This window comes from Candidatus Thiodiazotropha sp. AKAK2 (assembly GCF_058244685.1).
Genome location: NZ_JBSYOP010000033.1, coordinates 53,921 through 78,970 on the forward strand (window position 1 = coordinate 53,921; position 25,050 = coordinate 78,970).

Genomic DNA, 25,050 nt, shown 5'->3' on the forward strand with positions numbered 1-25,050 from the left:
TTCGGTGGAAAGTATTGACTCGATACACACGCTATCTTCTTGGGGTTAAACTATGAGACTTGTCACTCAGGTATTGGCTTTTTTCACCCTTCTGATCGCAGCCGCTCCTGCAGCGCTTGCCAACTCTTCCCCTGCGTTTGAGGGCAGAAAACTCTACATATCACACTGCATGATCTGTCATGGTATGGATGGGAAAGGATATGGCCCTCTGGCGAAGAAAATGAAGATCGAACCGGAGGATCTTACCGACTATGTACCAACGATGAGTGATTACGGTCTGAATGTAATTATTACCGGGGATAAGAATGTTCCCAAGTCTCTGCAATCAAGACACGGTAAGATCAGTAAGGACATGCCTAAATGGAAAGAGGTGCTCAATCAGCGCCAAATCTCAGCACTGATTGCCTATCTGCGCTTTCTCAGCACCACCAAACATGATCTACCCGGTGACCCGGAACTCGGGTATGAGCTCTATCAGCGTTATTGCTCAATTTGTCATGGCGTAGAAGGTGTTGGGGATGGTGCTTTAACCAATCTAATTGGTGTTATTCCAATTGATCTAACTAACCCGAACAAGGCAGATGATTTTAGCAATAACACTCTGGCCAAAGATATAATTGAGGGCAAGGGAGATTACATGCCAGGCTGGAAAGGCATACTGACTAATGAGGAAGTCGATGCTTTAGTCAGCTATATCAGATTGCTTTACCAGGTTTGGGCACATCTGGAAGATGGTGGGCTGGTAGTGGTTATGAAGTCGCCAACATTGGAAAACGATAAGGATAAAACAGCTGCCCTACTTCGTGATACCTCATGCAACAGCAAAGCCAACTTATCGGCAAAAGGTAAGGCGGAAGCCATTAAAGTCGGCAAACTCTTCAAATCCAGAGGCGTTAACGTTGAGCAGGTCATATCCAGCCCTCACTGCCTTGCGAAAGAGACAGCAATGGCAGCATTCGGTCAGGCTGAAACAGTAGAGTATCTGGCATCAAATAAAAAGCTCCCAGCTGACAAGGCCGAGAGCTACGCTTCCCAACTGGACACACGCATTGGTAGTTATGAAGGGAAAAGCAACCTGGTAATTTTTACCCATGAACCAATTATCAAAGATCTCTCATTTCAAAAACTGAAAGACGGTTATTTTCTAGTTTTGAAGCCTATGGGTAAAAACGAGTATGAAGAGGTTGGTGTTTACAAGATGAACAGATGATACCAACCCCACTTACAAAGGTAAGTGGAATTGGTATTTCTATTTATCTATTGAGTGAACTGATTATCTGGCAGCAAAAAGTGATTTCATCTGCACACTGCATTGAGCATCCTGATTACAAAGCACAGCTTTAACCAGTTTCACTGCCCCTTGCGGATTGCTTGACTTGCGCCAGATCGGAATAAATTTGGTTGAGTTATCCTGGTAGTCCCCTTCCATGATCAAAGGGTCACTATAGAGGCTCATCAGATTATCACAGCGCAGATAGAGTACGTCGTCATACCCTCTTGAATAATCACATACCCATTTCTGCTGATCCGCACTGTTGGACATGACATCATGATAATGATCACTCGCTACAGAATTAAATGCCGTAGTCATGAGTAACAGTACCAAACCGTGGAAAGTTAATTGTGCTTTGGACCGTGTGTACATCATTCTTCCCCTAACAACCCATAGGAGTTCGAAACGACAAGACGCACAACACTCGGAATTGGTCTTAATATGTCAATAGACATTTTGCCCAGTGACATATCGCGTTTTCGGTAATCCGTCGGTCGTAGGTGGCTCAGCCACCCTTAGACTGTGATTTTGCGTCCCCACCTTTCGATGAGTTTGCCTTTTCGAACACGTTATGAAGCAAATTACCACTTGCTTCTGTAGCCTGTAGCGACCCACGTCAGTGATTCTTTAGTTATTAAAACTGATATCCCGGGTATACAGAAACCTAACCTACGACCAGTTGATATTCAGTGATGTGCTAATCCCTATAAATTTATCTACTACGTCTATTAAAATCACATATAACATGATTAGGATACACCACTTAATAGAGAGCAATTCCCATGCCTTTGGATATTTTCCTCTATAAAACAGATTATTAAATATTAAGAATTTTATTTTTGCTGATATTTGTAAAATAATTCGACATATTTTCAGGCACAATCTATAAGCTATGGAGCTCTTATACTGAGGTGCCTATATCTACTGATCCTAAAACAACCTCCTCAGGCGGCCTTTTCAACACGGTTCCTTCCCTGCTCCTTGGCGCGATACAAGGCTTGATCAACACGTTGTATCAGTTCATCCGGCATTTCATTCAACCTATATTGCGCAATACCGATAGAGACGGATACGTTGCCATAACTCTCTCCATTGACTCGATCTTTCAGCTCGATTGATGAGATCGAATTCCGGATCTGTTCAGCAACAGTATCCGCACCACTCAGAGGAGTTTGTGGCAGGATAACGGCGAATTCCTCACCACCATACCTCGCAGCAATATCCTTACCCGTGAGGCAGTGTTTGAGGGTCGTAGACAAAAATCGAAGCACTTTATCCCCCACCAAGTGCCCATAGGTGTCATTGAATTGCTTGAAATGGTCGATATCAATCAACATCAAGGTAAATGGCGATGGAGATGGATTTTTCTGAGCTGAGTAGCTATGTTGTTCGATCGCAGTATCGAATGCTCTTCGATTGGCGAGACCTGTCAATGCATCTGTCAATGATTCTTGCTTGACCTGCTCCAATTCCTTACGCAATGACTCCACTTCTGACAGGACGTTGGACATCTGTGATTCCATTTCCTGCTGGGACTGTTCCATGGTACGAGTATCGTCAATCACCTTTTGCACTTCAGCGGACATGGCCTCGGGTGAGATCGCATCATTCAGGATCGTTGAAAACTGACTGAGCCTGGTGACATAGCTGGACAGGTCACCACCGGAACGCCTGAATTCACCTTGGATACTGGTGATAAGCTGACGCAGCTCCTGTCGAATACTCTCCAAAGCCTTGTCATCCTGAACAAAGAATTGCTGATAAGCCTCCCAAAGGGATTCGGTGGAAACATCCCCCTCACTTTCGAGCAATCCATTAATCGCGGTTTCCAGTTTCTTATTCCTGCCTGTGACGTAATCGTAACCAACCCGATAATTCAGGGGTGATGGGGGTACAGCTTGTTTGGACAAGAAGGCAATTACTAATCGCAAATATTCTGATGCCTTGGCAAAGTCATCTTCTATGTACGGAATTGTTTTCATTTTTTTACCCGACCCTCTACTGACTCATGAACCTCCCTTTATGTATTTCTATGATTCCATTACATTCCCGCAAATCCGGGGTTACTAATATGGCGGATGATTTTATATTTCCTTTAGTGATAGATATGTGTAACTGGGCACACTGTCAGACAGCATTGACAACGATCCCTGGCCTGATCGAGTACAGCCGAACGAATACAAACCATTGTTGTTACTTGTACCTTCCAGATTACCCAACAGTACTACCATGATAAGAATGGTATTGTCGCTTGACTGTATTGGAGCCGGTGAGCGTTAGGGAATATGTGGTATATCACTCAAACAAAGAGAGCGCGTAAAATGGGATTGAGAGAGATTCACCACCATTCTGATACAACAGCATAGGACATGTGTTGTATCGATTAAGATGGTGGGTCGTGCAGGAATCGAACCTGCGACCACCTGATTAAAAGTCAGATGCTCTACCGACTGAGCTAACGACCCGAAATTTGGAACGCGCAATACTACCCTAGAAACCGCTCCGAGTGAAGCCCCATTTTAAAACAATTTCAGCTTTATTGCTGTGTGCCCTATTCCATCAAATCCACAGAATCTCCGCGAGCCCTCATATCAGCGGCTCTGGCCTGCACATAGCGTTGAAAATTGGCCTGCTTCAGATAGCTGCCACTCAAAATATAATCCAGTATGGCATGGGTGTGGAAAGACCTCAGATAGCCCTCTGATCGGAAGATCTCCTCACCCTTCGCATCGAACAGCACCATACTGGGAGTATATTGAATCCCCAGTTGCTCTGCCCACTTGGTGGATTCCAGTGTTTTCCCTCCAGGTGTAATCAGTTGTTCGGATGACCAGACATCCACGACAGCGACATCAAAGTCCTGTAGGGTTTTACTCAACTCCGGTCTTTTCAGGATATCCTGATGAAGTTCGTCACAGGGCGGACACTGCTTCATCTCCATCAACACCAATAGGGGCTTATTCCCACTGCGAGCCGATGCCCTCAGATCAAATGGCGGTTGCAGATAGTCCGCCTGCCGGTGTAATTTGCCGCTGGCGGCCACCGGCTGATGCTCTTTCAGATAGTCTCTGTAGGACTGCCTCTTCTCCTCATGCTTGGCCACATAGTCGAGGGCCTGCTCAAATTTGTGGGGAGGATAGTAGCCATTGAGTCTCAATACCCGCCTACCCTGCTCATCGAGGAACAGAAGGGTTGGGGTGTATTTCACTTTCAGGGATTCAGCCAAAGCCTTTTCAGTCGTCTCACTGCCATCGATTCCAGTGACGCTGCGATCACCCCAAATATTGATTCCAATCAGTTGAAAACCGGCCGTGGTCTTGTCCACGATCTTTTTGATGGTGAAGTTCTCATTCAGCAGCTTGGCGCAGTAGGGGCATCCATCCTGGTGAAAATAGAGAATGATCCGCTTTCCCTCTTCGCTAGCCTCCTCAATATCCTCACCCAGATCGAGGAATGAGTTTTTGAACCAGGCCGGCTTCTCATGAAACCCTGGATTGACCATACCCGCTTCCAATCCGGCCCGATTGTCTGCTGCCTGGGATGGGCTGAGCGAAAACAGCAGCATTGTGATAACGATTGTTCTTAACATGGAGATCCACTCAATCAGTTGTTTATTATCCTATTCAGATTCAGACAATCCCGAACTGAAATCCTCCCATCAATTCAGCCACACCAAGTTTATTTTACCTCGCGATATTTGAGGCGATATTGCACGCTGGGATAGAGCTTTTGTGGTGACATTTTTTTGTCTCTTCTCAAATTCAAGCGAAATTCCGGGCGATCGAAATGTGTCGCCATTTTGACGCCACCCCTAATTAACAATCTTATCTTATTGTTTTCTTTACTTTTTTATATTTTGGCACGTTATTCGCAAAATAAAACTCGAATTTCAGAAGTTTTGTGAGCAATACAATGACCGGTATCCACAGCATACATCATGACCGCTTCACTCCCACCAACGGCCCTATCCTCGGTCGTTTAGCCGACGTCGTCAATGATGACGGTACCCTCGGCCTGATCATGGAGCTGAGTGGTAAACTGCAGACCACCCTCGAAGTGGATACCCTGATCGAACTGTTCGCACAGGTGATGGGAAACCAGGCACTCTACGACAGCCTCGACTACTGCGCCCCAACCAATGGACTGGAGTTGCACTTTGGCCAGGATGAGCAGAGAAACAAGCTCGGCTACAACCTGAAGGTACTGGATACCGATCTCGGTCAGGTCGTCGTGAGTCGTAACAAGCGCTATAACAAATCTGAAATTGCCCAGGTAGAGAATTTTCTCGCTGCCCTGCTCTATCCCCTGCGTAATGCACTGCTCTATCAGGCTGCCATCGAGAGTGCGTTTCTCGACTCCCTGACAGGCATTAAAAACCGCACCGCATTCGATTCCAACTTCAGTCGGGAAATCGAGCTCAATCGACGCAAAAACAGCGAACTCTCCGTGATCGTCATGGATATCGATTTCTTCAAGCGGATTAACGATCAATTTGGTCATGCCGTGGGTGATCTGGTATTGAAACAGGTTGCGAAGGCAGCAGAACAAACCATTCGCAGCAGTGACGCACTCTATCGCTACGGTGGTGAAGAGTTTGTGGTGGTGCTTAACGGTACCGATCAGACCGGCGCCAGACTGTTGGCTGAAAGAATCCGGGAAAACATCGAAAACCTGCGTGTTGAATCCTTGAAGGATCTGCAGGTTACCCTGAGTCTGGGCGTCAGCATGATGAATGAAGGTGACACCACTGAATCACTCTTCAAGCGTGCCGACGAGGCGCTCTATGTCGCCAAGAACCAGGGTCGCAATCGGGTCGTGATGAGCGAATAAGAGCGCTAGGGCCTCTGTTAACACGAATAGTTACAGAGTCCGCTCAGATGACAAACGTTGCAACGGGGCTGTTTACAACAGACCGATTTGGCATGAATCACGATCAGGGCGTGAAACTCGTTATAGTAGGCCGCTTCTCCAACCAGGGCCTTCTCAATAGTCTGGCGTAACGCCTCATAAGAGACACTACCATCTACCCAGCCAATCCGCCCAAGCAGTCTGCGGGTATAAGCATCGATGACAAAAACCGGCCGATGAAAGGCATAGAGCAAGATGTCATCCGCCGTCTCCGGACCAATCCCGGTTACACCCAGCAGCTGCTCACGTAGCTGTGGATCCTCCAGTCTGTGTAACGCCGGATTGTCCACCAGCAATCCACAGAGATTCTGCAAACGCTCCGCCTTCAGATTGTAATAGCCGGATGGCCGGATGGCCTGGGCAAGCGACTCGCGGGGCATAGCAAGTAACGCTTGCGGGTTGAGTTCACTTAGGTTTTTTAAATTATGGATCGCCTTTTCGACATTGGTCCAGGCCGTATTCTGAGTCAGTACCGCACCCAGCATAACTTCAAACGGGCTGTCTGCCGGCCACCAGTTCTGTGCACCGTAGTGTGCAGAGAGTTGCTCAAACAGCTCTTCCAGTCGAGCCTTGAGTGATCTCAACGAGAGCGTCCACCAGAGGATTTTTTACCCTTCCATGGACTGTTCTTGGGGACAGATTTTGTCTGTTGGGAAGCTTGACGAGTATTACTTCGTTTACTGTTTTGGCGAGGTTTTGAACCTTTTGGCGGGTAGCCTTTGGCTTTGGCTTTCGGTCTGCTTTTCGGTCGTTCGGTTTTCACACCGGATACATTGGCCAGCTCTTCGATCTCTTTCTCTTTGAGGAAGCGCCAGCGTCCGATCTTAAGTGCGCTTTCGAGTATCACACTGCCATAGCGCACCCGCTTGAGTCGACTGACCTGACAGCCAACCGCTTCCCACATGCGCCGAACCTCCCGTTGCCTTCCCTCCATGATGACTACGTGAAACCAGCGGTTGAATCCCTCGCCACCGGACTCAACAATCTCTTCAAAACGGGCTGGACCATCATCCAGCTCGACCCCATGAGTCAGTTGGTGAAGTTGCTCCTCGGTAACTTCCCCCATCACCCGCACGGCATACTCCCGCTCCACCTGCTGACTTGGGTGCATCAATTGATTGGCCAGCTCACCATCCGTCGTCAATAGCAGCAGGCCCGAAGTGTTGATATCGAGCCGACCTACCGGAATCCATCGCCCACGCTCCAGCCTGGGCAAGCGTTGAAAAACCGTACGACGGTTCTCCGGATCATTGCGGGTGACCAGCTCCCCTTCCGGCTTGTTGTAGACCAGCACTTGCCGTTCCGGCGCTTCGAGCTTGCGCTTGGAAACCGGTCGGCCATCCACCCGGATGCTGTCTTCCGGCAGGACCCGGAGACCCAGTTCAGCCAGCTTACCGTTGACTTCCACCCGGCCCGCAGCGATCCAGCCTTCGATTTCGCGCCGTGAACCCAGACCCGCGTTGGCCAGCACTTTCTGCAGGCGATCTCCGATAGGCTGTTTGTCCCTACTCATCGATCTTGGTCTTCAATGGAGTTTGCTCCTCATCGGACAGGGCCACCACAGGCGGTTCTGTTTCTGGTTGTTCAACGTCGTCCATTGGCTCCGTATCAACATCAATCTGCTGATCTGAGCCATCATCCCCGGTAGTCGTCTCAGCGCTATCCAGAACATCAAAAGAATCTGCTTCATCGGATGCTTCAGTGAAAACCTCTGTCTCAGCTTCAGCATCCACCTCAACTTCTGCCTCCGAGCCAACTTCTGGTTCACCGACAGACTCCGCCTCTGATTCCTGCACGGCAGATTCCGTTTCAATCTCATCGGTTAGGGTTGCGTCATCACCATCCTGTTGTGACTCCGGATCTTCCTCACTAACCTCTGACGCCTTCGCTTCACCTTCGGCATGCTCATCAGTCACCTTGTCCGGATCCTGCAACTCCAGTTCTCGATTAATCGAATCGAGATCGCGGATCTCCGCCAGAGTTGGCAGCTCATTGAGACTCTTCAGGTTGAAATAGTCGAGAAACTCTTTGGTGGTGGCATAGAGGGCCGGCTTGCCCGGTACATCCCGATGCCCCACCACCCGGACCCACTCTCTTTCGGTCAGGGTCTTGATGATGTTGGTGCTCACGGAGACACCACGGATATCTTCAATCTCTCCACGGGTGATCGGTTGACGGTAGGCAATCAGCGCCAGGGTTTCCAACAGGGCTCTGGAGTATTTTGGCGGACGCTCGGCCCACAGCTTGGAGACCCAAGGTGAAAACTCTGCACGCACCTGGATACGAAATCCGCTGCCAATCTCGGTAACCTCGATGCCGCGCCCTTGGTAGTCTTCAGCAAGCTCGGCCAGAACCTCTCTGAGGCTCTTTTTCTCCGGCTGCTCAGACTCAGCAAAGAGCCCGATCAGCTCATCCAGGCTCAAAGGTTTGCCAGCAGCCAGCAGTGCTGCCTCTACGATCTGTTTCAGTCTGTTCTGTTCAGTCATCTTATGAAATCTTCGCTTTGACATGAATCGGGGCAAAGGCTTCCGCCTGCACCAACTCGATCAGCGATCCTTTGATCAATTCCAACACCGCCAGAAAAGTCACCACCACGCCCAATCGGCCCTCGGTGATATCAAACAGTTCGGTGAAGCTGACAAACTGCTGACCATCAATACTCTGCAGTACGTGAGACATCTTCTCACGCACTGACAACGGCTCTTTCTCCACCCGGTGGCTGGTGAACATATCGGCGCGATGCATGACATCGGCAAGCGCCAGCATAATCTCGCGCAACGCCACATCGGGCTCAGTGACCTCAACATGACGTTCAACCAGCTCTGCATGCCCCTGGAAGGTATCCCGGGTCATGTGCTCCAGACCATCCAGATCCTCAGCGGCCTGCTTGTAGCGCTCATACTCCTGCAAACGGCGGATCAGCTCGGCTCTGGGATCATCCACATCCTCATCCTCGCTGACCGGTCGCGGCAGTAACATGCGGGATTTGATCTCCGCCAGCATGGCAGCCATGACCAGATACTCAGCCGCCAGCTCAAGCCGCATCTCACTCATCATATCGATGTAGCTGACATACTGGTCGGTGATTTCAGAAATCGGGATATCGAGGATATCCAGATTCTGACGTCTGATCAGATAGAGCAGCAGATCCAACGGCCCCTCGAAGGCGTCCAGAAACACCTCCAGAGCATCCGGCGGAATATAGAGATCGGTGGGCGGGGTGGCCAGAGGCTCGCCCATCACCATGGCAAATGGCATCTCCTCCTGCTCCGGATGGTGGTGGGGATGGTTTTCGGTCGGTTCCATGGCTGACGATTATCTTCTGTTGATTGATTGGATTCCGGGTGGATTATCCCAGAATCTGCAATGACATGGCTTCACGGACTTCCCGCATGGTCTCCCGGGCCACCGCCCTGGCCTTCTCGGAGCCCATTTCGATGATACTCCTAACCCGCTCCGGTTGCGCCTCCAATTCGGCCGCCCTGGCCTGTATCGGCTTGAGCTCATCCAGAACCGCTTCTATTACCGGGGCTTTGCACTCGAGACAACCGATTCCGGCACTTGTACAGCCTGCCTGAACCCACTCCCGGGTCTTCACGTCCGAGTAGACCTCATGAAACTGCCAAACAGGACACTTGCGAGGATCGCCCGGATCGGTTCTGCGCACCCGATTGGTGTCAGTGGGCATGCGTTTCAGCTTATGCTCCACCTGGTCAGGGGTCTCCCGCAGAGAGATGGTATTTGCGTAGGACTTGGACATCTTCTGCCCGTCGAGACCCGGCATTTTCGAGGCCTTGGTCAGCAGCGGTTGAGGCTCAGCCAAAATCACCCGACCGCTCCCCTCCAGATAGCCCAGCAGTCGCTCCCGCTCTTCCATATTGATATTCTGTTGCGCGCCCAGCAGTTCCTGCCCTCGCAACAGAGCTTCCGCATCACCCTGTTCCTGGTAAGCCTTTCTCAATTGGGCATACTGCTTGGCCGCCTTTTTACCCATCTTCTTGCGGGCGGCCTCTGCCTCCGATTCGTAGTTGGCGCCACGCCCATAGATGTGGTTGAAACGGCGCGCCACTTCACGGGTCAGCTCCACATGGGCAACCTGATCCTCTCCCACCGGCACCTGGGCGGCCCGATAGATCAGAATATCCGCCGATTGCAGCAATGGGTAACCGAGAAATCCGTAGGTCGCCAGATCCTTCTCTTTCAGCTTCTCCTGCTGGTCCTTGTAACTGGGCACCCGTTCGAGCCAACCCAGAGGGGTAATCATGGAGAGCAGCAGATGCAGCTCGGCATGTTCTGGCACCAGAGACTGCACAAACAGGGTTGCAGAGTCACTGTCCACACCGGCCGCAAGCCAGTCGATCACCATATCCCAGATGCTCTCCGGAATCACACTCGGATCATCGTAATGGGTTGTCAGCGCATGCCAATCAGCCACAAAAAAGTAGCAGTCGTACTCCTCTTGCAGGGTAACCCAGTTCTTTAACACCCCATGATAGTGACCAAGATGCAGCTGCCCTGTGGGACGCATGCCGGAGAGCACCCGGTTTGCACTTAATGGCTGATTCAAATCTAACTCCTTGCGGGACTGAGAATGACAGGAATAAGTTGTGTAACCAGATCGGTTGCCGGCAGGATCTTGATCGTCAGGCCAACCAGTGGCCAGAGCAGAAAACCCAGAATACCGGTAACCAGGAGTATCAATACGATGAACAGGCCATAGGCCTCAAGCCGGGAGTAGATCTGAGCCTGTTTGGGGGGCAACAGGGAGTAGACAACGCGGCCCCCATCCAGCGGGGGTATCGGCATCAGATTCAGCGCCATCAGTACGGCGTTAATCAACACGCCTGCCACACCCATGAGCATCAACGGCAGACCCAGCCAATCAAAATGCTCAAGTGAGAGGGCCCCGACGTAGACCATCACGGCCCAGATCAGCGCCATCAATAGATTGGCGCCCGGACCGGCCAATGCCACCAGCCCCATATCCCGTTTCGGGTGACGCAGATTGTTCCAGTTGACCGGCACCGGCTTTGCCCAACCGAACATGAAGCCGGTCAGCAGATAGGCGCCCAGTGGAACCAGGATAGTACCCACCGGATCGATATGCTTGATGGGATTGAGGGTTACCCGCCCCAGCATCTCCGCGGTCTTGTCACCCAGCCGCTTGGCCATCCAGCCGTGCGCCGCTTCGTGCACCGTGATGGCGAATATCATCGGCAACACAAAGATTGCCAGTTTTTGAATCAGACTAAGACCTTCCATTGGAAAATTATACCTCGAACAGGGATGTGTCGCCTTTCCCGGCGCGCACAACCTCAGGCTGATGATCGGTCATCACCACCACTGTGGTGGCTTCGTAGCCGCAATACCCACCATCGATGATCAGATCCACCTGGTGATCCAACAGATCGCGCATCTCATAGGGATCGGTCAGCGGCATCTCCTCTCCGGGCAGGATCAGGGTGGTGCTCATGATCGGTTCACCCAGCTCCTGCAGCAGCGACCGCACAATCTCGTTGTCCGGCACCCGAATACCGATGGTTTTACGCTTTGGGTGCATCAGCCGCCGGGGAACCTGTTTGGTTGCCTTGTGGATGAAGGTATAAGGGCCAGGGGTCAGGTTTTTCAGTAACCGGTAGTCCTGATTGTCGATCTTCGCGTAGTTCGATATCTCGGTCAGATCCCGGCAGACCAGGGTGAAGTTGTGGGCGTCATCCACCTTACGGATTCGGCGGATCCGCTCCATCGCCCCCTTGTCGCCGATATGACATCCCAATGCATAGCTGGAATCGGTGGGATAGATCACCAGGCCACCAGCCTGAATGATGCTGACCGCCTGCCGGATCAGTCGGACCTGGGGGTTTTCCGGGTGGATCTGAAAAAACTGCGCCATGATAGTTCCCGATCAGCCCAGCTGGCTCCGTAGTTCGGTCTGCGCAGACAGATTCCAATTCTGCCACACTGGCTTGCAACCCTCCGGCAAGCCGGGCAATCGACCCAGCTCGATCCAGGGATTCTGCGGGCAGTGAAAATCGGATCCGGCAGAGGCCATCAGATCAAAATCCTTGGCATGCTTTGCCATATTGATGTAGTCATCGCGGCTATGACTGCCGGATACCACTTCCAGGCCATCGCCATGCAAAGCGACAAATGTCTTCAACAACTGGCGCAATTTGCTGCGGGTCATCTTGTAGCGGGCCGGATGGGCGATTACAGCCTGCCCGCCAGCAGCATGAATCCAACCTACCGCCTCTTCCAGACTGGCCCACGCTCCCGGCACATGACCCGGCTTGCCGCTGACCAGAAAACGCTTGAAGACCTTGCGCTCATCTTCAACGATACCGGATCGGACCAGAAACCTTGCAAAATGGGTGCGACTCACCAGCCCCCCTTCCGCCAGGGACCGCGCTCCCTCATAGGCACCGGAAATCCCTGCTTTATCGAGCCTTCTGCCGATCTCTTCGGCACGCCACTCTCGGAAATCCCGCAGCCGCTGCAGTCCACCATTCAGGTTGGGATCGTGGGGATCGACATTCAGTCCGACCAGGTGCACGGTCTGCCGGTTCCAGCTGACCGACACCTCAACCCCGGGAATCAGAACCAAACCACAGCTCTGTGCGGCTTCGCTGGCCTCATCGATACCCGCTGTGGTGTCGTGATCGGTCAGGGCCAGCACTTCGACCCCTGCCTCAGCGGCACGCTGTACCAAAGCACGGGGGGAGAGGGTCCCATCGGAGGCGGTTGAGTGGCTGTGTAGGTCGTATACGCTAAACATGGGGGCGGATTGTACCCATTGTCCTGCGTTACGGATACAAAAATCGCCAGTTCAGGAATTTCCATCAATTTGCCTCGACCCGGCGTTGAAAAAACATCCAGCAGAGTTCAGCCACATCTCACAGACGATACTCCGGCAGCCTGATACAATGACCGCCATGTTATTTGATAACCTGAACATCAACACGATCAGCAGCCGCTTTGATGAACTCGCCAATGAGCTCATCAAATCGGAGCGTATGCGGGCATCGGCCGATCCTGAGCGCTCTCCCACCGCACTGCGTGAAACCATGTTACGTCTGATCGATATCCTGCAACTGGTTGACCAGCAGACAGAGAACGAACCGGACAATACCCTGTCTGAAGATGAATTGAATGAACTGGGCGACTACGGAATCAACCTGTTGATGGATTTTTCCGCACTGGCGACGGAGCTGCAGCTCAACGAAGAGAGCCGAGAGTTTGAAGATCTTGCCCTGCCTCTTGCGCTGTGGCTGGGCAGACACCTGGGGCATATCAAAACCCTGGAGCCGATCGTCAATGCACTGGCCAGGCTTGCCAACACCTATCAGGATAACGCCGAATTGGAACAACTTTATGAGGTGGCCCAGGAGTTGCTGAATACGGTTGCACCTGAACTGAAAACCAGAAAAAAACAGGAATCAACTTCAGAACCATGGCGTATCCTACTGATTAACCAAGCTATTATTGCAACCAGAAGTCACCGACCAGGACTTATCGAACGGGCCTTTGAGATACTCGTTGAGTACATACCGGAAGAGGCCCCGGCATTTTTCAAAGAGGGCATGAGCCAGATGGACGCCCTGAATTATCCACAACAGGTACGCGAAGTCGTTGAAAAGTATTACAATCTCTGGAGTTCACCCAGAACCTTACATTAAATCGTTATACAATCCCTGACAAAACCTTTGCGATCCTGAATTTACCCACTGATTCCATATGAAACTGCTTGCCGATTTTTTTCCAGTCATTCTGTTTTTTGTCGCCTATAAACTCTACGGCATCTATATCGCTACCGGTGTTGCGATTGCCGCCTCTGTGATTCAGGTCGGCTACGGCTGGCTGCGCAAAGGGCATGTGGAGCGGATGCATCTGATCACCCTGGCGATCTTGGTGGTGTTCGGCGGGTTGACCATCCTGCTGCAGGACCGGACCTTCATCATGTGGAAACCGACTGTGATCAACTGGCTATTCGGCCTGGTGTTTCTCGGCAGCATGTTTATCGGTAACAAACCCCTGGTACAGCGCATGATGGAGAGTGCCATCGATGTACCTGACCCCATCTGGAATAAGCTCAACCTGGCGTGGGGGGTGTTCTTCATCCTATTGGGTTTTCTGAACCTCTATGTGGCGAACGATTTTTTTGTCGTTGAACGTCAACTGATGGAACTGAGTGGCTTGCAACAAATCGATTTCGATAACTGTCACACACAGTTTCAAGGCATTGAATTACAGATGTGTCATGATGCCCATTCCCTGGAAGAGAGCTGGGTAAACTTCAAACTGTTTGGCATGATGGGGCTGACACTGGGCTTTGTGATTCTGCAAGCCTTCTATCTGGCACGCCATATGCGCGAACCTGAACCTGAAACCGAGGAGAATTGAGTGCTCTACGCGATCATCGCTGAAGACAGGGAAGACAGTCTGGAACAGCGTCTGAAAATCCGTCCGGATCATGTACAACGACTGCAACAGTTACAGAACGAGGGAAGACTCATACTGGCAGGCCCCCACCCTTCGGTGGATGCGGAAGACCCAGGCCCGGCCGGATTTACCGGCAGCCTGATCGTAGCTGAATTCGACAGCCTGGAGAGCGCCAAGTCCTGGGCGGATGATGACCCCTATATAAAATCAGGTGTCTATGCCCGGGTAACCGTTAAACCCTTTAAGAAAGTGTTGCCTAACTAGACTCAACCAACACACCAAAAAGTACTAATCACCATAAGGTAAGATCAATGATGAACAAACAGATCATTCTGGCTGCACTGTGCAGCGCTGGACTTATTAGCGGCTGTAATCAGTCTACGGAACAGACAACCGCAGTTGTTGCCAACGACAACCAACGTTCAGCCACCTTGCCGGCGAAGCCAGAAACCGATGCTGCGGATATGGACGTCAACACCCTGTTGACAGTGAATGGCAGACCGGTAACCCGGGCCATGTACAGCCTCTACTTCCAGGATCGCATGCGTGGTGTGCCCGATGCCAAGACCTCGGCGGAAATGCAGATGGGCGTACTCAACGAGCTGGCCAATATTCTGATCGTCTCTCAGGCAGCGGAAGAGGCCGGCCTGGCTGAACGCGAGGATGTTTCAGCTTCTCTTGAATTGCTGAAAGCCAAATTGCTGACCCAGGTAGCAATCCAGGAGCACGCCACCAAACATCAGCCCTCCGACGAAGAGATTCAGCAGATCTACGACGCCGAGTATGCCAGTCAGTCGAATACCGAGTATAAGGCGAGACACATCCTGGTGAAGGAGGAAGAGGAAGCCAAGAAGCTGATCACCGAGTTGGATGGTGGCAGTGATTTCGCCGAACTGGCCAAGCAACACTCAACCGGACCGACCGGTAAAGATGGCGGCGACCTGGGCTGGTTCGATGCCGCACAGATGGTGGAGCCTTTTGCCAAAGCTCTGACCGGGATGGAGAAGGGTAAATACTCCGCCGCACCGGTACAGACCCAGTTCGGCTGGCATGTGATCCTGCTGGAGGACAGCCGCCAGAGCCCGGCGCCCACCCTGGAAAGCGTCAAGGGTAAAATCCAAACCGCCCTGCAGCAGAAGGCCCTCACCGATTATATGCAGGGATTGCGTGATTCCGCTAGTTTGATCTTCAATGAGAAGAACGCCAAGCAAGCACCGGATGCCCAACAGGATGCCTCAATGGCGTCATCACAGCAGTCTGAGAGTGCCACTGAGGCTACCGCTGAAAAAGAGAGCGGAGACACCACTGCACCAGCAGAACAGAAGTAGATCTTTCTGAACCATCATCCCCGGCCATCAGGCTGGGGATGAGATCTCCCTCCACAGACTACTCCTCCTCAGGCTCCTTGCCGGCTTTACCGATGTTGGCAATCGGTACAACCTTGGTCTGTGGGGGTTCATCAACAAAATAGGGGCGCTCCTGGGCGGTACGGCCACCTTCATCGGCAAGCTCCTTCTCCCGTGCGGTGATCAACCCGAGACAATAGCGAATATCCTGGATCGTCTTCTCGGACAACGGGTGTTTGAGGCTCTTCGACTCCGGGGTGACTTCACGCACAATGGTGGTGAGCAGTTTCCGCATCACCATCATGATCTCCCGTTCCTGATTCGATTGTTCATTCATAAGACATACCACTAAAACTTTTGATACTTAAGCATCCCCTGATTGATTATCTTTTGTCACCCCGGGGATTGCCGGGGTCCAGGAAAATCAAACCGATGGATTACTCACTTCGCCCACCCTTTAGGTCGGCACTCGCCGGATAGACGGAGTATTGCAAACTAACACGTGGGAGCATCCAATAAAACGCTCGGCCAGAGACGTTATTCAGCCTGTTTCAACAGAGCTTCCAAGGCCGCTTCATCGAGTACAGTGACTCCCAGCTTTTCTGCCTTGGTCAGTTTGGAGCCCGCCGCTTCACCGGCCAACAGATAATCGGTCTTGCTCGAGACACTGCCGGTGACTTTCGCCCCGTGGGCCTGCAGGGTCTGTTTGAACTCATCCCTGGGCCGGCTCAGGGTACCGGTGATAACGACTGTTTTGCCCGCCAGGGATGAAGCCGCTGTCTCGACCCGGGCAACCACCGGCCACTCGATACCCGCCTGCAACAGCTCATCGATGACGACCCGGTTATGGGATTGACGAAAGAAGGAGACGATGTGGGCAGCCACGATCGGCCCTACATCGGATGTCTCCTGCAGTGACGCCTCATCGGCCTCCTCGATCGCCTTGAGGGTAAGAAACTGCTGCGCCAGGGCCTGTGCCGTCGCCTCCCCCACTTCTCTGATACCCAATCCATAGAGAAACCGGTTGAGGGTAGTCTGCTTGCTTTTGCTCAGAGCGTCGAGCAGATTTTGCGCCGATTTCTCCGCCATCCGCTCAAGCCCACTGAGCTGTTCAAGGGAAAGCGAGTAGAGATCCGCCGGGGTAGCGACCATCTCCAGCTCCACCAGCTGCTCCACCAGTTTATCGCCCAGCCCTTCGATATCCATCGCCTTGCGTGAGGCAAAGTGTTTGATCGCCTCCTTGCGCTGTGCCGGGCAGAAGAGACCGCCGGAACAGCGGGCCACCGTTTCACCTTCTGCGATAAGCACCTCTGAATCGCATACCGGACAACGATCCGGCAGGTCCACGGATTGACTGGAGGCCGGACGCTTTTCAAGGATCACACTGACCACTTCAGGGATTACGTCACCGGCCCTTCGCACCACCACCGTATCCCCTACCCTCACATCCTTGCGCCGCACCTCATCCATATTATGCAGGGTGGCATTGCTTACCGTGACACCGCCGACAAACACAGGCTGCAGCCGGGCCACCGGTGTGACGGCACCGGTTCTGCCCACTTGAAACTCAATCGCTTCGACCTGGGTCAGTTCTTCCTGGGCCGGAAACTTGTAAGCCACGGCCCAACGGGGGGCACGGGAGACAAAACCCAACTCTGCTTGGAGCTCTAAATCATCGACTTTGAACACTACCCCATCGATGTCATAAGGGAGATCATCACGCTCTGTTTCAAGTTGTCGGTAATAATCGATACAACCCTGGATGCCTTCTGTCACCGCCATCAACGGAGAGGTTGGAATGCCAAGGGATCTCAGTGCGTTGATCCGATCACTGAGATTCAGTTCGGCGTGCTCCGGTGAGACTTCACCAAAGCCGTAGGCGAGAAAGGTCAGCGGCCTCTGAGCCGTCATTCGGGGATCCAGTTGCCGCAGCGATCCGGCGGCGGCATTGCGTGGATTCACGAAGGTCTTCTCGTCGGCTTTACGGGCACGCTCGTTGAGTCTTTCAAAACCGGCTTTCGGCATGAATACCTCGCCCCGCACCTCAAGCACATCGGGCCACTGCTCGCCCTGAAGCTTCAGTGGAATTGCCTGGATGGTGCGCACGTTACTGGTCACATCCTCACCCTGGCTGCCATCGCCACGGGTAGCTCCCAGAACCAGGCTTCCCTGTTCATAGCGCAGACTCACAGCCAGACCATCGAGCTTGGGTTCGGCCAGATAGTTGATCGTTTCTGACTCAGCCAGCTTCAGACGATCTTTAATGCGGCGTTCAAAATCCCTCATCTCGTCATCGTCAAACGCATTGTCGAGGGAGAGCATTGGCACTTGATGGACCACCTCATCGAAACCGGACAAGGGCTTGTCACCAACTCGCTGGGTTGGTGAATCCGGACTGATCAGCTCTGGGTACTCCGACTCAAGAGACTGCAGTTCCCGCATCAGCCGGTCATACTCCGCATCGGGAATCAGTGGGTCGTCAAAGACGTAGTAGCGTCGGTTGTGATCGTTGATCTGCTGACGCAACACCTCGATCCGGGAGAGGATCTCCTGGCTGGGATTCAACCTTTACTCCGGGCCAGTTGAACCTGTCGACGATGCTCCACGATCTGACCGCGCAGGTGCTCAATGGTCTGCTTGGACAGGACACTGTGGGTCTCATCCTGCAGCTCTCCATCCAGAAGGGCCGCCAAGCGCTCGGCGGTAAACAGCAGGTCGGAGAAGACCGCCATACTATCGCCCGGCACCGGTAGCTGGGTAAACAGGGTCAGACCTGGAGTACTGAACTGCTCCACATCCTCGGTAGGAAAAGTACCGGGCTCAACCATGCTCGCCAGATTGAACTGGGGGGTCTGCCGGCTGTCACCACTGAGCCGGTGATAGATCGAGAGACTGCCCAACACCAGACCGGTCTCGCTCATCGCTTTCTGGATATCGAGACCGTTGAAGGGGGCATTCCTGGCCTTCAGATTGATCTGGATGATCAGCTTCGGCACGTCCACCGGCGACTCTTCCTGAGCACTGAATCCGAACAACTCGTGCTGCTCCGGGGTTTCAAAGCTGTCGTCGGTGCGCATCTCCAGATCCGAGGTAATCTCATCATCGGCACGCATGGGTTCAGAATCGGGAAACTCATCGTTGAGCTGTTCCGTATCCTCTTCCTCCCACTGAGCCCAGGTATCCTCCTCCTGGTGGTGGAGATTCTCCGAGTGGTCCATCGTCACCTCATCAGCGACGGGATCCTCTTCTGTGGGTGGTGCGATTTCAGGCTCTTTGAACTCCGGCACAACCCGACGCCGCGCTTGGGACGATTCGCGTTTGCGACGGTTGGTTTCATAGAAGTAGATGGCGGCCAGAAATACCAGACCAAGCAGTAACAGAACGATACGCAGGGTTGTGGCATCCATGAGTTTACAGAGCGGCCAGCTGAGCCGCCTCCTCTACATCGACAGTTACCAAACGCGACACACCCGGTTCATGCATGGTGACACCAGAGAGTTGGTTAGCGATTTCCATGGTGATCTTATTGTGGGTAATAAAAATGAATTGTACCTGATCGGACATCGATTTCACCATCTCGCAAAAGCGTCCCACATTGGCATCGTCCAATGGCGCATCCACCTCATCGAGCATACAGAAAGGCGCCGGATTCAACTGGAATATGGAGAAAACCAACGCCACCGCCGTCAGTGCCTTCTCACCACCGGAGAGCAGGTGGATGCTGGCGTTGCGTTTGCCCGGTGGGCGCGCCATCACGGTGACACCGGTATCCAGCAGATCTTCACCGGTCAACTCCAGATAAGCGTGACCGCCACCAAATAGCCGGGGGAACAGATCCTTGATACCGGAGTTGACCTTATCGAAGGTCTCTTTGAACCGGGTACGGGTCTCCCGATCGATCTTGCGAATGGCGTTTTCCAGGGTTTCCAGGGAGCTGGTGATATCCGCATGCTGCTCTTCAAGATATTTCAGGCGTTCGGACTGCTCCTGAAACTCGTCGATGGCCGCCAGATTGATCGGTCCGAGTCGCTGGATCCGGTTGGCCAGTGTCTCCACCTTCTGTTGCCAGAGGGATTCGCCGGCATCTTCAGGCATGGTCTTGAACAGCTCTTCCACAACCAATCCACCTTCGTCCAGCTGCTCCTGCAGTGTGTTGCGGCGTACTGAGACTTCCTGACTTTGCAATTGAGCCTGGTTCAGCTTGTCCCGGCGCTGTTGCACCCGCTGCTCGGCCTGATGCCGCTGCTGCTCTTTCTCACGCAGCTGGCCATCCACATCCTCCAGTCCCTGGCGGACCTGGTTCAGCTCCTGCTCGACAGCGCTGCGGGCTTCCAGTTTGACATTCAGATCCTGCAGCTGTTGCTGCATCGGTTCCTCGGCACTCTCCAGGTTCAGCTTCAACTCACCCCGGCGCTGGGACAACTGCTCCAGCTGACTGCGGGCCCGTTGCAGGTTCTGGGTCAGCGAGGTGTGCACCGTGCGCATCGATTCGACCTGCAGTTCCCTCTGGTGGGTGGCCGTACGCTGTTGATTAAGCTTCTCTCGGGCCTCAGCGACCTGGGTTCTCAACTCATCACGATGTTGTACCAGAGACTCCCGTCGGCTGCCCAGGGTCTCGATCGCTTCCAGGGCCAAATGCAGGCGCTGACGGGTCTCTTCCATCAGCAGATGATCGTTCTCGATCTGCTCGGCGATCTCCTGCTGCTCCTGCTGCAACTGCTCGCGGCGCTGGCGCAGATGATCGGCCCGGGTCCGCTTGCTGCTCAGATTGGAACGCACCTCGGACAGGGCCCGGTTGAGCTGGTTGTAGCTGGACTGAGACTGCTCCCGCTCCTGCTCCAGATGATTCAGTCGTTCACGCCCCTGCTCCAGCTGTTCAGTCAGTTCGTCCACCTGCCGCTGTTGCTCTTCCAGGGTCTGTTTCAGGATGCGCAGCTCTTCTTCCCGACCCAGCACACCGGCCCGCTCATCCGCCTCGCGGGTGATTCTCAGCCAGTTGCGGCCAAGCCAGATCCCCTCGGGGGTGATCAGCGACTCGCCCGGATTGAGACTGTGGCGACGATGCAGCGCGGTCGGCAGATCATCCACCATGCGCACTCCGTCCAGCAGATTCTGCAGACTCCAGGGAGCCTCGATCTGGGTAGCGAGATCATCCGCCTGGGGTGCGGCTGTGCTGGCAGCGCGGCCTTCCCACAGGGTCAGCGTGCCTTTCTGCAATTGAGGTAATGCATCATTCAGTTGATCGAGATTCTCGATGCAGACCGCCTGCAGATGAAAACCGAGCACCACCTCAACCGCCTGTTGCCAGCGTGGGGTGACTTTGATCTGTTGTGCCAGACGCTGGGCCGACTGTAACTGGGTACGCTCCAGCCACTCGGCGATATCACTTTCCGCCTCACCAAGAGCAGCCTGTTGCAGCGCCTCCAAGGAGGCCTGACGGCCTTTGTTCGATTGCAGTTCCGCCCGAGCCTGGTCGAGATGATTCGCCTGCTGGTTGTTGAGTTCCCGCTGTTGATTGATCTGTTCGACCATCTCACTCAACTGATTGTGCAGGATATCCACCGACTCTTTCTGGCCCGACTCCTCCGCTTCCAGCTCGCCGATCTCACCCAGCAGACGGCTGTCATCCAGGCGCGACAGCTCTTCATCGAATCGCTGCAGACGGCGCTCCAGATTGCCCCCCTGCTGCTCAAGATGGTTGATCCGGGTACGCTCCACCTGAGCGGTCTGGGCCGGTTCCGCGGCCTGCTGATTGAACTGTTCCCACTCCGCCTGCCAGCTCTGCATGGCCTGCTCGGACTGGTTCAGCGCTTCGGAGAGTTTATGTTCATCCTCACGGGCCTCCATCAGCAGTGGCTCTTCGGTCTGCAGGTTTTGATTCAGCTCATTCAGCCTGGTCTCATCCTGCGCCCGATGGGCCTCCGACTCCTGAAAGGCCTGTTCGACCTGCTCCAGATCCTGTTGCTGCTGTTTCTGGGTATCCCGGGCAAACTGGATCGCCTGCTCCAGACCGCTGATCTCAGCACCCAGACTGTAAAACCGCCCCTGAACCTCGTTGAACAGATCGTTGGCTTCGGTGTGCTTCTCCCGATCCTCCTCGATCACCGACTCCAGCTTGCGCTGCTCCGCCAGAGCCGCTTCCAGATGGTTCTGCAGCTCGGCGATGTTGCGCTCGCGCTGTTGCAGATTCTCGTCCAGGGTGCGCCAGCGCAGTGCCAGCAACTCCGCCTTGGTCTGGCGCTCTTCCTGTTTCAGGGTTTGATACTTTTCTGCAGTTGCCGCCTGGCGCTGCAGATGTTGCAGCTGTTTCGCCACTTCGTCCCGCAGATCGGTGAGACGTTCCAGATTCTCCCGGGTATGACGGATGCGGTTCTCGGTCTCCCGACGACGCTCCTTATATTTGGAGATACCGGCCGCCTCTTCGAGGAAGGTACGCAGATCTTCCGGTCGCGCTTCGATCAGGCGGGAGATCATGCCCTGTTCAATGATCGAGTAGCTGCGTGGCCCCAGACCGGTGCCTAAGAAGAGATCGGTAATATCACGACGACGGCAACGCACGCCGTTTAAATAGTAGAGGGATTGACCGTCACGGGAGACCTGACGTTTGACCGATATCTGGTTGTACTGGGCATACTGACCACCGGCCCGCCCTTCCGCATTGTCGAAAAGCAGTTCGATGGTGGCCGTACCGACTGGCTTGCGGGCTGACGAGCCATTGAATATGACATCCGCCATCGATTCGCCGCGCAGCATTTTGGCTGAGCTTTCACCCATCACCCAGCGGACCGCATCGATAACATTGGATTTGCCGCAACCATTCGGCCCAACGACGCCGACCAGATTACTGGGAATCGGCACAGTGGTTGGATCGACGAATGATTTAAACCCGGCGAGCTTGATTTTCTCCAGACGCATGGGCCGCTAAGATACACCAAAGAGGGGCAATGTTACAGGGGACAAAAGCAAAAATTTGTACCTGAACTCTTTTTTATAACTCACTGTTTTTACAAGCTTATAAATGAAATGTTTCAGACTGGGCACTGGCTCACGTATAATTCATCGCCATTTTACTGACGAGACTGTGAAACCATGCCCAGCCAACCAAGCAAAGATCTGGAAACTTTCGAAAATCCTCAACCGGAAAGGGACTATACGATCCGCATCAACATCCCTGAATTCACCTGCCTCTGCCCGAAAACCGGCCAGCCCGATTTTGCTGAAATGACTCTGGAGTATGTTCCCGAGAAGCTTTGCGTCGAACTCAAAGCCCTGAAGATGTACATCTGGTCATTCCGCGATCAGGGGGCTTTCCACGAAGCGGTGACCAATGAGATTCTGGCGGATCTGGTGGCCGCCACCCAACCCCGTTATATGCGGCTGACCGCCGAATTTAACGTTCGCGGTGGCATTTATACCACTGTGGTGGCAGACCACAGAGCAGAAGACTGGCAGCCACCGGCACCGGTCACCCTGCCCTGATTGCAACCATCAACACCGGGACAGGATCATGGGACTCTGCATAGGCATCGATCTGGGCACCTCAGGTTGCCGTGTGATCGCAATCGATGAGCGTGCCGATGTGGTCTCTACCCTGACCCGGCCTTTGCCGGATTCAGTTTCGTCAGCAAAAGGCGAGCAGCAACAAAACCCACAGGACTGGTGGCAAGCGGTCACCGGGCTGTTGCAGGAAACCGTAGCAAAAATCGGTAGCAAACCGGTGGATGCGATTGCCGTGGATGGCACCTCCTCAACCCTGCTACTGACCGACCACCAGGGCACGCCGCTCACCCCGGCACTGATGTACAACGACAGTCGCAGCCGTGACAGTCTGGAACTGTTGAAACAAATAGCACCTGAAGGTAGCCCGGTATTGAGCGCCAGTTCAAGTCTGGCAAAGCTGCTGCATCTCAGCCGCAAACTGCAGACAGAACACTACTACGCCCTACACCAAGCGGATTGGATTGTGGGGCGCCTGACTGGAAACTACCGGATCAGTGATGAGAATAATGCACTGAAGATGGGATACGACCCGATCAGTCGTCAATGGCCGGAGTGGGTCAACAGTCATGATATCGATACCAACTGCCTGCCCCAGGTTCACCCCTGCAGTACATCGGTTGCGAAATTGAGCAAGGAAGCGGCCCAAGCTACCAGCTTGAAAAGTGGAATCACTGTAGTGGCTGGCACTACTGACAGCAACGCAGCCTGCCTGGCAACCGGAGCTAATGAGATCGGTGATGCGGTTACATCTCTTGGCAGCACCCTGGTATTGAAGATTCTCTCGGATAAACCGATTTTCGACTCACGATATGGTATTTACAGCCATCGCCTTGGCGACCGGTGGTTGGTGGGTGGCGCATCGAACAGTGGTGGCGCTGTATTGCGTCACTACTTCAGACCTAATGAACTCCCCGGATTGACCGCTGCGATGCAACTCGATCGACTCACTGGCCTGAACTACTACCCACTCGTGTCAGCCGGGGAGCGGTTTCCAATTAACGATCCAGACCTGGCACCCAGATTAAGCCCCAGACCAGAAAGTGACAGCATTTTCTTCCAGGCAATCCTCGAAGGTATCGCCAAGATCGAGCAACAGGGTTATCAGCGATTGCAGGAGCTTGATGCGCCTAGTCCCAAAAGGGTTTTCTCGATTGGTGGTGGCGCTGTTAATGAGCCATGGCGGCAAATGAGGGAACAGCGATTAGAGGTACCGGTACTCAGCGCTGTTCAACAAGAAGCGGCTTATGGAGCAGCTCTGCTTGCCTTGAATAGAGTTTAAGCTGAATTCGTGTTAACAGGCCCTACTACTATTATTCGATAACAAACCATGTCGACTCAAGTTTAAGTAGCAATCTAAATCTGCAGTTTTCAATTAAGTTTTGTTGATTAAGAGTTTTGAAATCTATTCAGCGCACTCAATATTTGATGGATTAGAAAAAGAACGAAAGAAAATACGAAATCATTTTCTCGCCGTGAGTTGCATGAAGTGAGATTTTAAACTGACCATTGAACACTGGATTGATAGGTTTTTCTGTTCTATGTAGGCATAGTATCGCTGAGCTCATTTCTGTATCTGCCAGCAAT

General features: G+C 53.1%; 23 protein-coding genes, 1 tRNA gene and 1 riboswitch. Of the genes, 8 read left to right on the forward strand and 16 right to left on the reverse strand.

Annotation, left to right across the window (positions count from 1 at the left end; translation table 11 throughout):
• Positions 1–52: 52 nt before the first annotated feature.
• Complete coding sequence (locus AC4IE8_RS15510) at positions 53–1,210, forward strand: c-type cytochrome (protein WP_490791410.1); 1,158 nt, start codon at positions 53–55, stop codon at positions 1,208–1,210.
• A gap of 63 nt (positions 1,211–1,273) precedes the next feature.
• Here AC4IE8_RS15510 and AC4IE8_RS15515 read toward each other — a convergent pair whose 3' ends face one another.
• From AC4IE8_RS15515 to AC4IE8_RS15530, 4 genes are all read right to left on the reverse strand, one after another.
• The gene (locus AC4IE8_RS15515; RefSeq protein ID WP_068995270.1) at positions 1,274–1,543 is read right to left on the reverse strand and encodes a hypothetical protein; all 270 of its coding nucleotides are present in this window, start codon (positions 1,541–1,543) and stop codon (positions 1,274–1,276) included.
• A gap of 208 nt (positions 1,544–1,751) precedes the next feature.
• A riboswitch (cyclic di-GMP riboswitch) is annotated at positions 1,752–1,840 on the reverse strand.
• 377 nt (positions 1,841–2,217) lie between these two features.
• Complete coding sequence (locus AC4IE8_RS15520; RefSeq protein ID WP_490791411.1) at positions 2,218–3,183, reverse strand: GGDEF domain-containing protein; 966 nt, start codon at positions 3,181–3,183, stop codon at positions 2,218–2,220.
• 479 nt (positions 3,184–3,662) lie between these two features.
• Positions 3,663–3,738 (reverse strand) — tRNA-Lys (locus AC4IE8_RS15525).
• An 86-nt stretch (positions 3,739–3,824) separates the two neighbouring features.
• Positions 3,825–4,862 (reverse strand): thioredoxin family protein, encoded by a 1,038-nt coding sequence (locus tag AC4IE8_RS15530; RefSeq protein WP_490791412.1) that lies wholly within the window; start codon positions 4,860–4,862, stop codon positions 3,825–3,827.
• Positions 4,863–5,173: 311 nt separating this feature from the next.
• On the opposite strand from AC4IE8_RS15530, the gene AC4IE8_RS15535 reads away from it, so the two are divergent.
• Positions 5,174–6,103, forward strand: coding sequence for a GGDEF domain-containing protein (locus tag AC4IE8_RS15535; protein WP_490791413.1), 930 nt, complete (start codon positions 5,174–5,176; stop codon positions 6,101–6,103).
• A 17-nt stretch (positions 6,104–6,120) separates the two neighbouring features.
• On the opposite strand, the gene AC4IE8_RS15540 is transcribed toward AC4IE8_RS15535, so the two are convergent.
• From AC4IE8_RS15540 to AC4IE8_RS15575, 8 genes are read right to left on the reverse strand one after another with little or no spacing between them, the layout of a single operon-like run.
• A complete protein-coding gene (locus tag AC4IE8_RS15540) occupies positions 6,121–6,765 on the reverse strand; it encodes an endonuclease III domain-containing protein (RefSeq protein ID WP_068995267.1) in 645 nt (214 codons plus the stop codon).
• The gene (gene rluB, locus AC4IE8_RS15545) at positions 6,762–7,673 is read right to left on the reverse strand and encodes a 23S rRNA pseudouridine(2605) synthase RluB (RefSeq protein ID WP_490791510.1); all 912 of its coding nucleotides are present in this window, start codon (positions 7,671–7,673) and stop codon (positions 6,762–6,764) included. The genes AC4IE8_RS15540 and rluB overlap by 4 nt, the downstream gene beginning before the upstream one ends.
• A gap of 13 nt (positions 7,674–7,686) precedes the next feature.
• A complete protein-coding gene (gene scpB / locus AC4IE8_RS15550; RefSeq protein WP_083226278.1) occupies positions 7,687–8,667 on the reverse strand; it encodes an SMC-Scp complex subunit ScpB in 981 nt (326 codons plus the stop codon).
• A gap of 1 nt (position 8,668) precedes the next feature.
• Positions 8,669–9,487 (reverse strand): segregation and condensation protein A, encoded by an 819-nt coding sequence (locus AC4IE8_RS15555; protein ID WP_490791414.1) that lies wholly within the window; start codon positions 9,485–9,487, stop codon positions 8,669–8,671.
• A gap of 43 nt (positions 9,488–9,530) precedes the next feature.
• Positions 9,531–10,748 (reverse strand): tryptophan--tRNA ligase, encoded by a 1,218-nt coding sequence (locus AC4IE8_RS15560; RefSeq protein ID WP_071892873.1) that lies wholly within the window; start codon positions 10,746–10,748, stop codon positions 9,531–9,533.
• A 2-nt stretch (positions 10,749–10,750) separates the two neighbouring features.
• Positions 10,751–11,443 (reverse strand): site-2 protease family protein, encoded by a 693-nt coding sequence (locus AC4IE8_RS15565; RefSeq protein WP_068995264.1) that lies wholly within the window; start codon positions 11,441–11,443, stop codon positions 10,751–10,753.
• A gap of 7 nt (positions 11,444–11,450) precedes the next feature.
• Positions 11,451–12,074, reverse strand: coding sequence for an L-threonylcarbamoyladenylate synthase (locus AC4IE8_RS15570; protein WP_068995263.1), 624 nt, complete (start codon positions 12,072–12,074; stop codon positions 11,451–11,453).
• A 12-nt stretch (positions 12,075–12,086) separates the two neighbouring features.
• The gene (locus AC4IE8_RS15575; protein ID WP_490791415.1) at positions 12,087–12,956 is read right to left on the reverse strand and encodes a PHP domain-containing protein; all 870 of its coding nucleotides are present in this window, start codon (positions 12,954–12,956) and stop codon (positions 12,087–12,089) included.
• Positions 12,957–13,104: 148 nt separating this feature from the next.
• Between AC4IE8_RS15575 and AC4IE8_RS15580 the strand changes: the two genes are divergently transcribed.
• From AC4IE8_RS15580 to AC4IE8_RS15595, 4 genes are read left to right on the forward strand one after another with little or no spacing between them, the layout of a single operon-like run.
• Complete coding sequence (locus tag AC4IE8_RS15580; protein WP_490791416.1) at positions 13,105–13,857, forward strand: hypothetical protein; 753 nt, start codon at positions 13,105–13,107, stop codon at positions 13,855–13,857.
• A 58-nt stretch (positions 13,858–13,915) separates the two neighbouring features.
• The gene (locus tag AC4IE8_RS15585; RefSeq protein ID WP_490791417.1) at positions 13,916–14,581 is read left to right on the forward strand and encodes a septation protein A; all 666 of its coding nucleotides are present in this window, start codon (positions 13,916–13,918) and stop codon (positions 14,579–14,581) included.
• A complete protein-coding gene (locus AC4IE8_RS15590; RefSeq protein WP_068995260.1) occupies positions 14,582–14,884 on the forward strand; it encodes a YciI family protein in 303 nt (100 codons plus the stop codon).
• A gap of 47 nt (positions 14,885–14,931) precedes the next feature.
• The gene (locus AC4IE8_RS15595; protein WP_068995259.1) at positions 14,932–15,948 is read left to right on the forward strand and encodes a peptidylprolyl isomerase; all 1,017 of its coding nucleotides are present in this window, start codon (positions 14,932–14,934) and stop codon (positions 15,946–15,948) included.
• Between the two features lie 58 nt (positions 15,949–16,006).
• Here AC4IE8_RS15595 and AC4IE8_RS15600 read toward each other — a convergent pair whose 3' ends face one another.
• The 4 genes from AC4IE8_RS15600 to smc all read right to left on the reverse strand — a co-directional run bounded on the left by AC4IE8_RS15600 (position 16,007) and on the right by smc (position 22,881).
• A complete protein-coding gene (locus tag AC4IE8_RS15600) occupies positions 16,007–16,303 on the reverse strand; it encodes a segregation and condensation protein A (protein ID WP_490791418.1) in 297 nt (98 codons plus the stop codon).
• Positions 16,304–16,503: 200 nt separating this feature from the next.
• Entirely contained in the window at positions 16,504–18,531 is a 2,028-nt protein-coding gene (gene ligA / locus AC4IE8_RS15605; RefSeq protein ID WP_068995257.1) for an NAD-dependent DNA ligase LigA, read from the reverse strand.
• The gene (zipA, locus tag AC4IE8_RS15610) at positions 18,528–19,373 is read right to left on the reverse strand and encodes a cell division protein ZipA (protein ID WP_068995256.1); all 846 of its coding nucleotides are present in this window, start codon (positions 19,371–19,373) and stop codon (positions 18,528–18,530) included. The genes ligA and zipA overlap by 4 nt, the downstream gene beginning before the upstream one ends.
• A gap of 4 nt (positions 19,374–19,377) precedes the next feature.
• A complete protein-coding gene (gene smc / locus AC4IE8_RS15615; protein ID WP_490791419.1) occupies positions 19,378–22,881 on the reverse strand; it encodes a chromosome segregation protein SMC in 3,504 nt (1,167 codons plus the stop codon).
• A gap of 174 nt (positions 22,882–23,055) precedes the next feature.
• On the opposite strand from smc, the gene queF reads away from it, so the two are divergent.
• Together queF and AC4IE8_RS15625 are read left to right on the forward strand one after the other, a co-directional pair.
• Positions 23,056–23,445 carry a preQ(1) synthase gene (gene queF, locus AC4IE8_RS15620; protein ID WP_068995254.1) on the forward strand — a complete coding sequence of 130 codons (390 nt, stop codon included), beginning with the start codon at positions 23,056–23,058 and terminating at the stop codon, positions 23,443–23,445.
• A gap of 28 nt (positions 23,446–23,473) precedes the next feature.
• Entirely contained in the window at positions 23,474–24,745 is a 1,272-nt protein-coding gene (locus tag AC4IE8_RS15625) for an FGGY-family carbohydrate kinase (protein WP_490791420.1), read from the forward strand.
• Positions 24,746–25,050 lie beyond the last annotated feature (305 nt).

Coding starts and splice junctions, on each gene's coding strand:
- smc (WP_490791419.1), bottom strand. CDS start 22,881: ATGCGTCTGGAGAAAATCAAGCTCGCCGGGTTTAAATCATTCGTCGAT.
- queF (WP_068995254.1), top strand. CDS start 23,056: ATGCCCAGCCAACCAAGCAAAGATCTGGAAACTTTCGAAAATCCTCAA.
- AC4IE8_RS15595 (WP_068995259.1), top strand. CDS start 14,932: ATGATGAACAAACAGATCATTCTGGCTGCACTGTGCAGCGCTGGACTT.
- zipA (WP_068995256.1), bottom strand. CDS start 19,373: ATGGATGCCACAACCCTGCGTATCGTTCTGTTACTGCTTGGTCTGGTA.
- AC4IE8_RS15580 (WP_490791416.1), top strand. CDS start 13,105: ATGACCGCCATGTTATTTGATAACCTGAACATCAACACGATCAGCAGC.
- AC4IE8_RS15585 (WP_490791417.1), top strand. CDS start 13,916: ATGAAACTGCTTGCCGATTTTTTTCCAGTCATTCTGTTTTTTGTCGCC.
- AC4IE8_RS15625 (WP_490791420.1), top strand. CDS start 23,474: ATGGGACTCTGCATAGGCATCGATCTGGGCACCTCAGGTTGCCGTGTG.
- scpB (WP_083226278.1), bottom strand. CDS start 8,667: ATGACTGAACAGAACAGACTGAAACAGATCGTAGAGGCAGCACTGCTG.
- AC4IE8_RS15575 (WP_490791415.1), bottom strand. CDS start 12,956: ATGTTTAGCGTATACGACCTACACAGCCACTCAACCGCCTCCGATGGG.
- AC4IE8_RS15515 (WP_068995270.1), bottom strand. CDS start 1,543: ATGTCCAACAGTGCGGATCAGCAGAAATGGGTATGTGATTATTCAAGA.
- AC4IE8_RS15600 (WP_490791418.1), bottom strand. CDS start 16,303: ATGAATGAACAATCGAATCAGGAACGGGAGATCATGATGGTGATGCGG.
- AC4IE8_RS15530 (WP_490791412.1), bottom strand. CDS start 4,862: ATGTTAAGAACAATCGTTATCACAATGCTGCTGTTTTCGCTCAGCCCA.
- AC4IE8_RS15570 (WP_068995263.1), bottom strand. CDS start 12,074: ATGGCGCAGTTTTTTCAGATCCACCCGGAAAACCCCCAGGTCCGACTG.
- AC4IE8_RS15565 (WP_068995264.1), bottom strand. CDS start 11,443: ATGGAAGGTCTTAGTCTGATTCAAAAACTGGCAATCTTTGTGTTGCCG.
- AC4IE8_RS15555 (WP_490791414.1), bottom strand. CDS start 9,487: ATGGAACCGACCGAAAACCATCCCCACCACCATCCGGAGCAGGAGGAG.
- AC4IE8_RS15510 (WP_490791410.1), top strand. CDS start 53: ATGAGACTTGTCACTCAGGTATTGGCTTTTTTCACCCTTCTGATCGCA.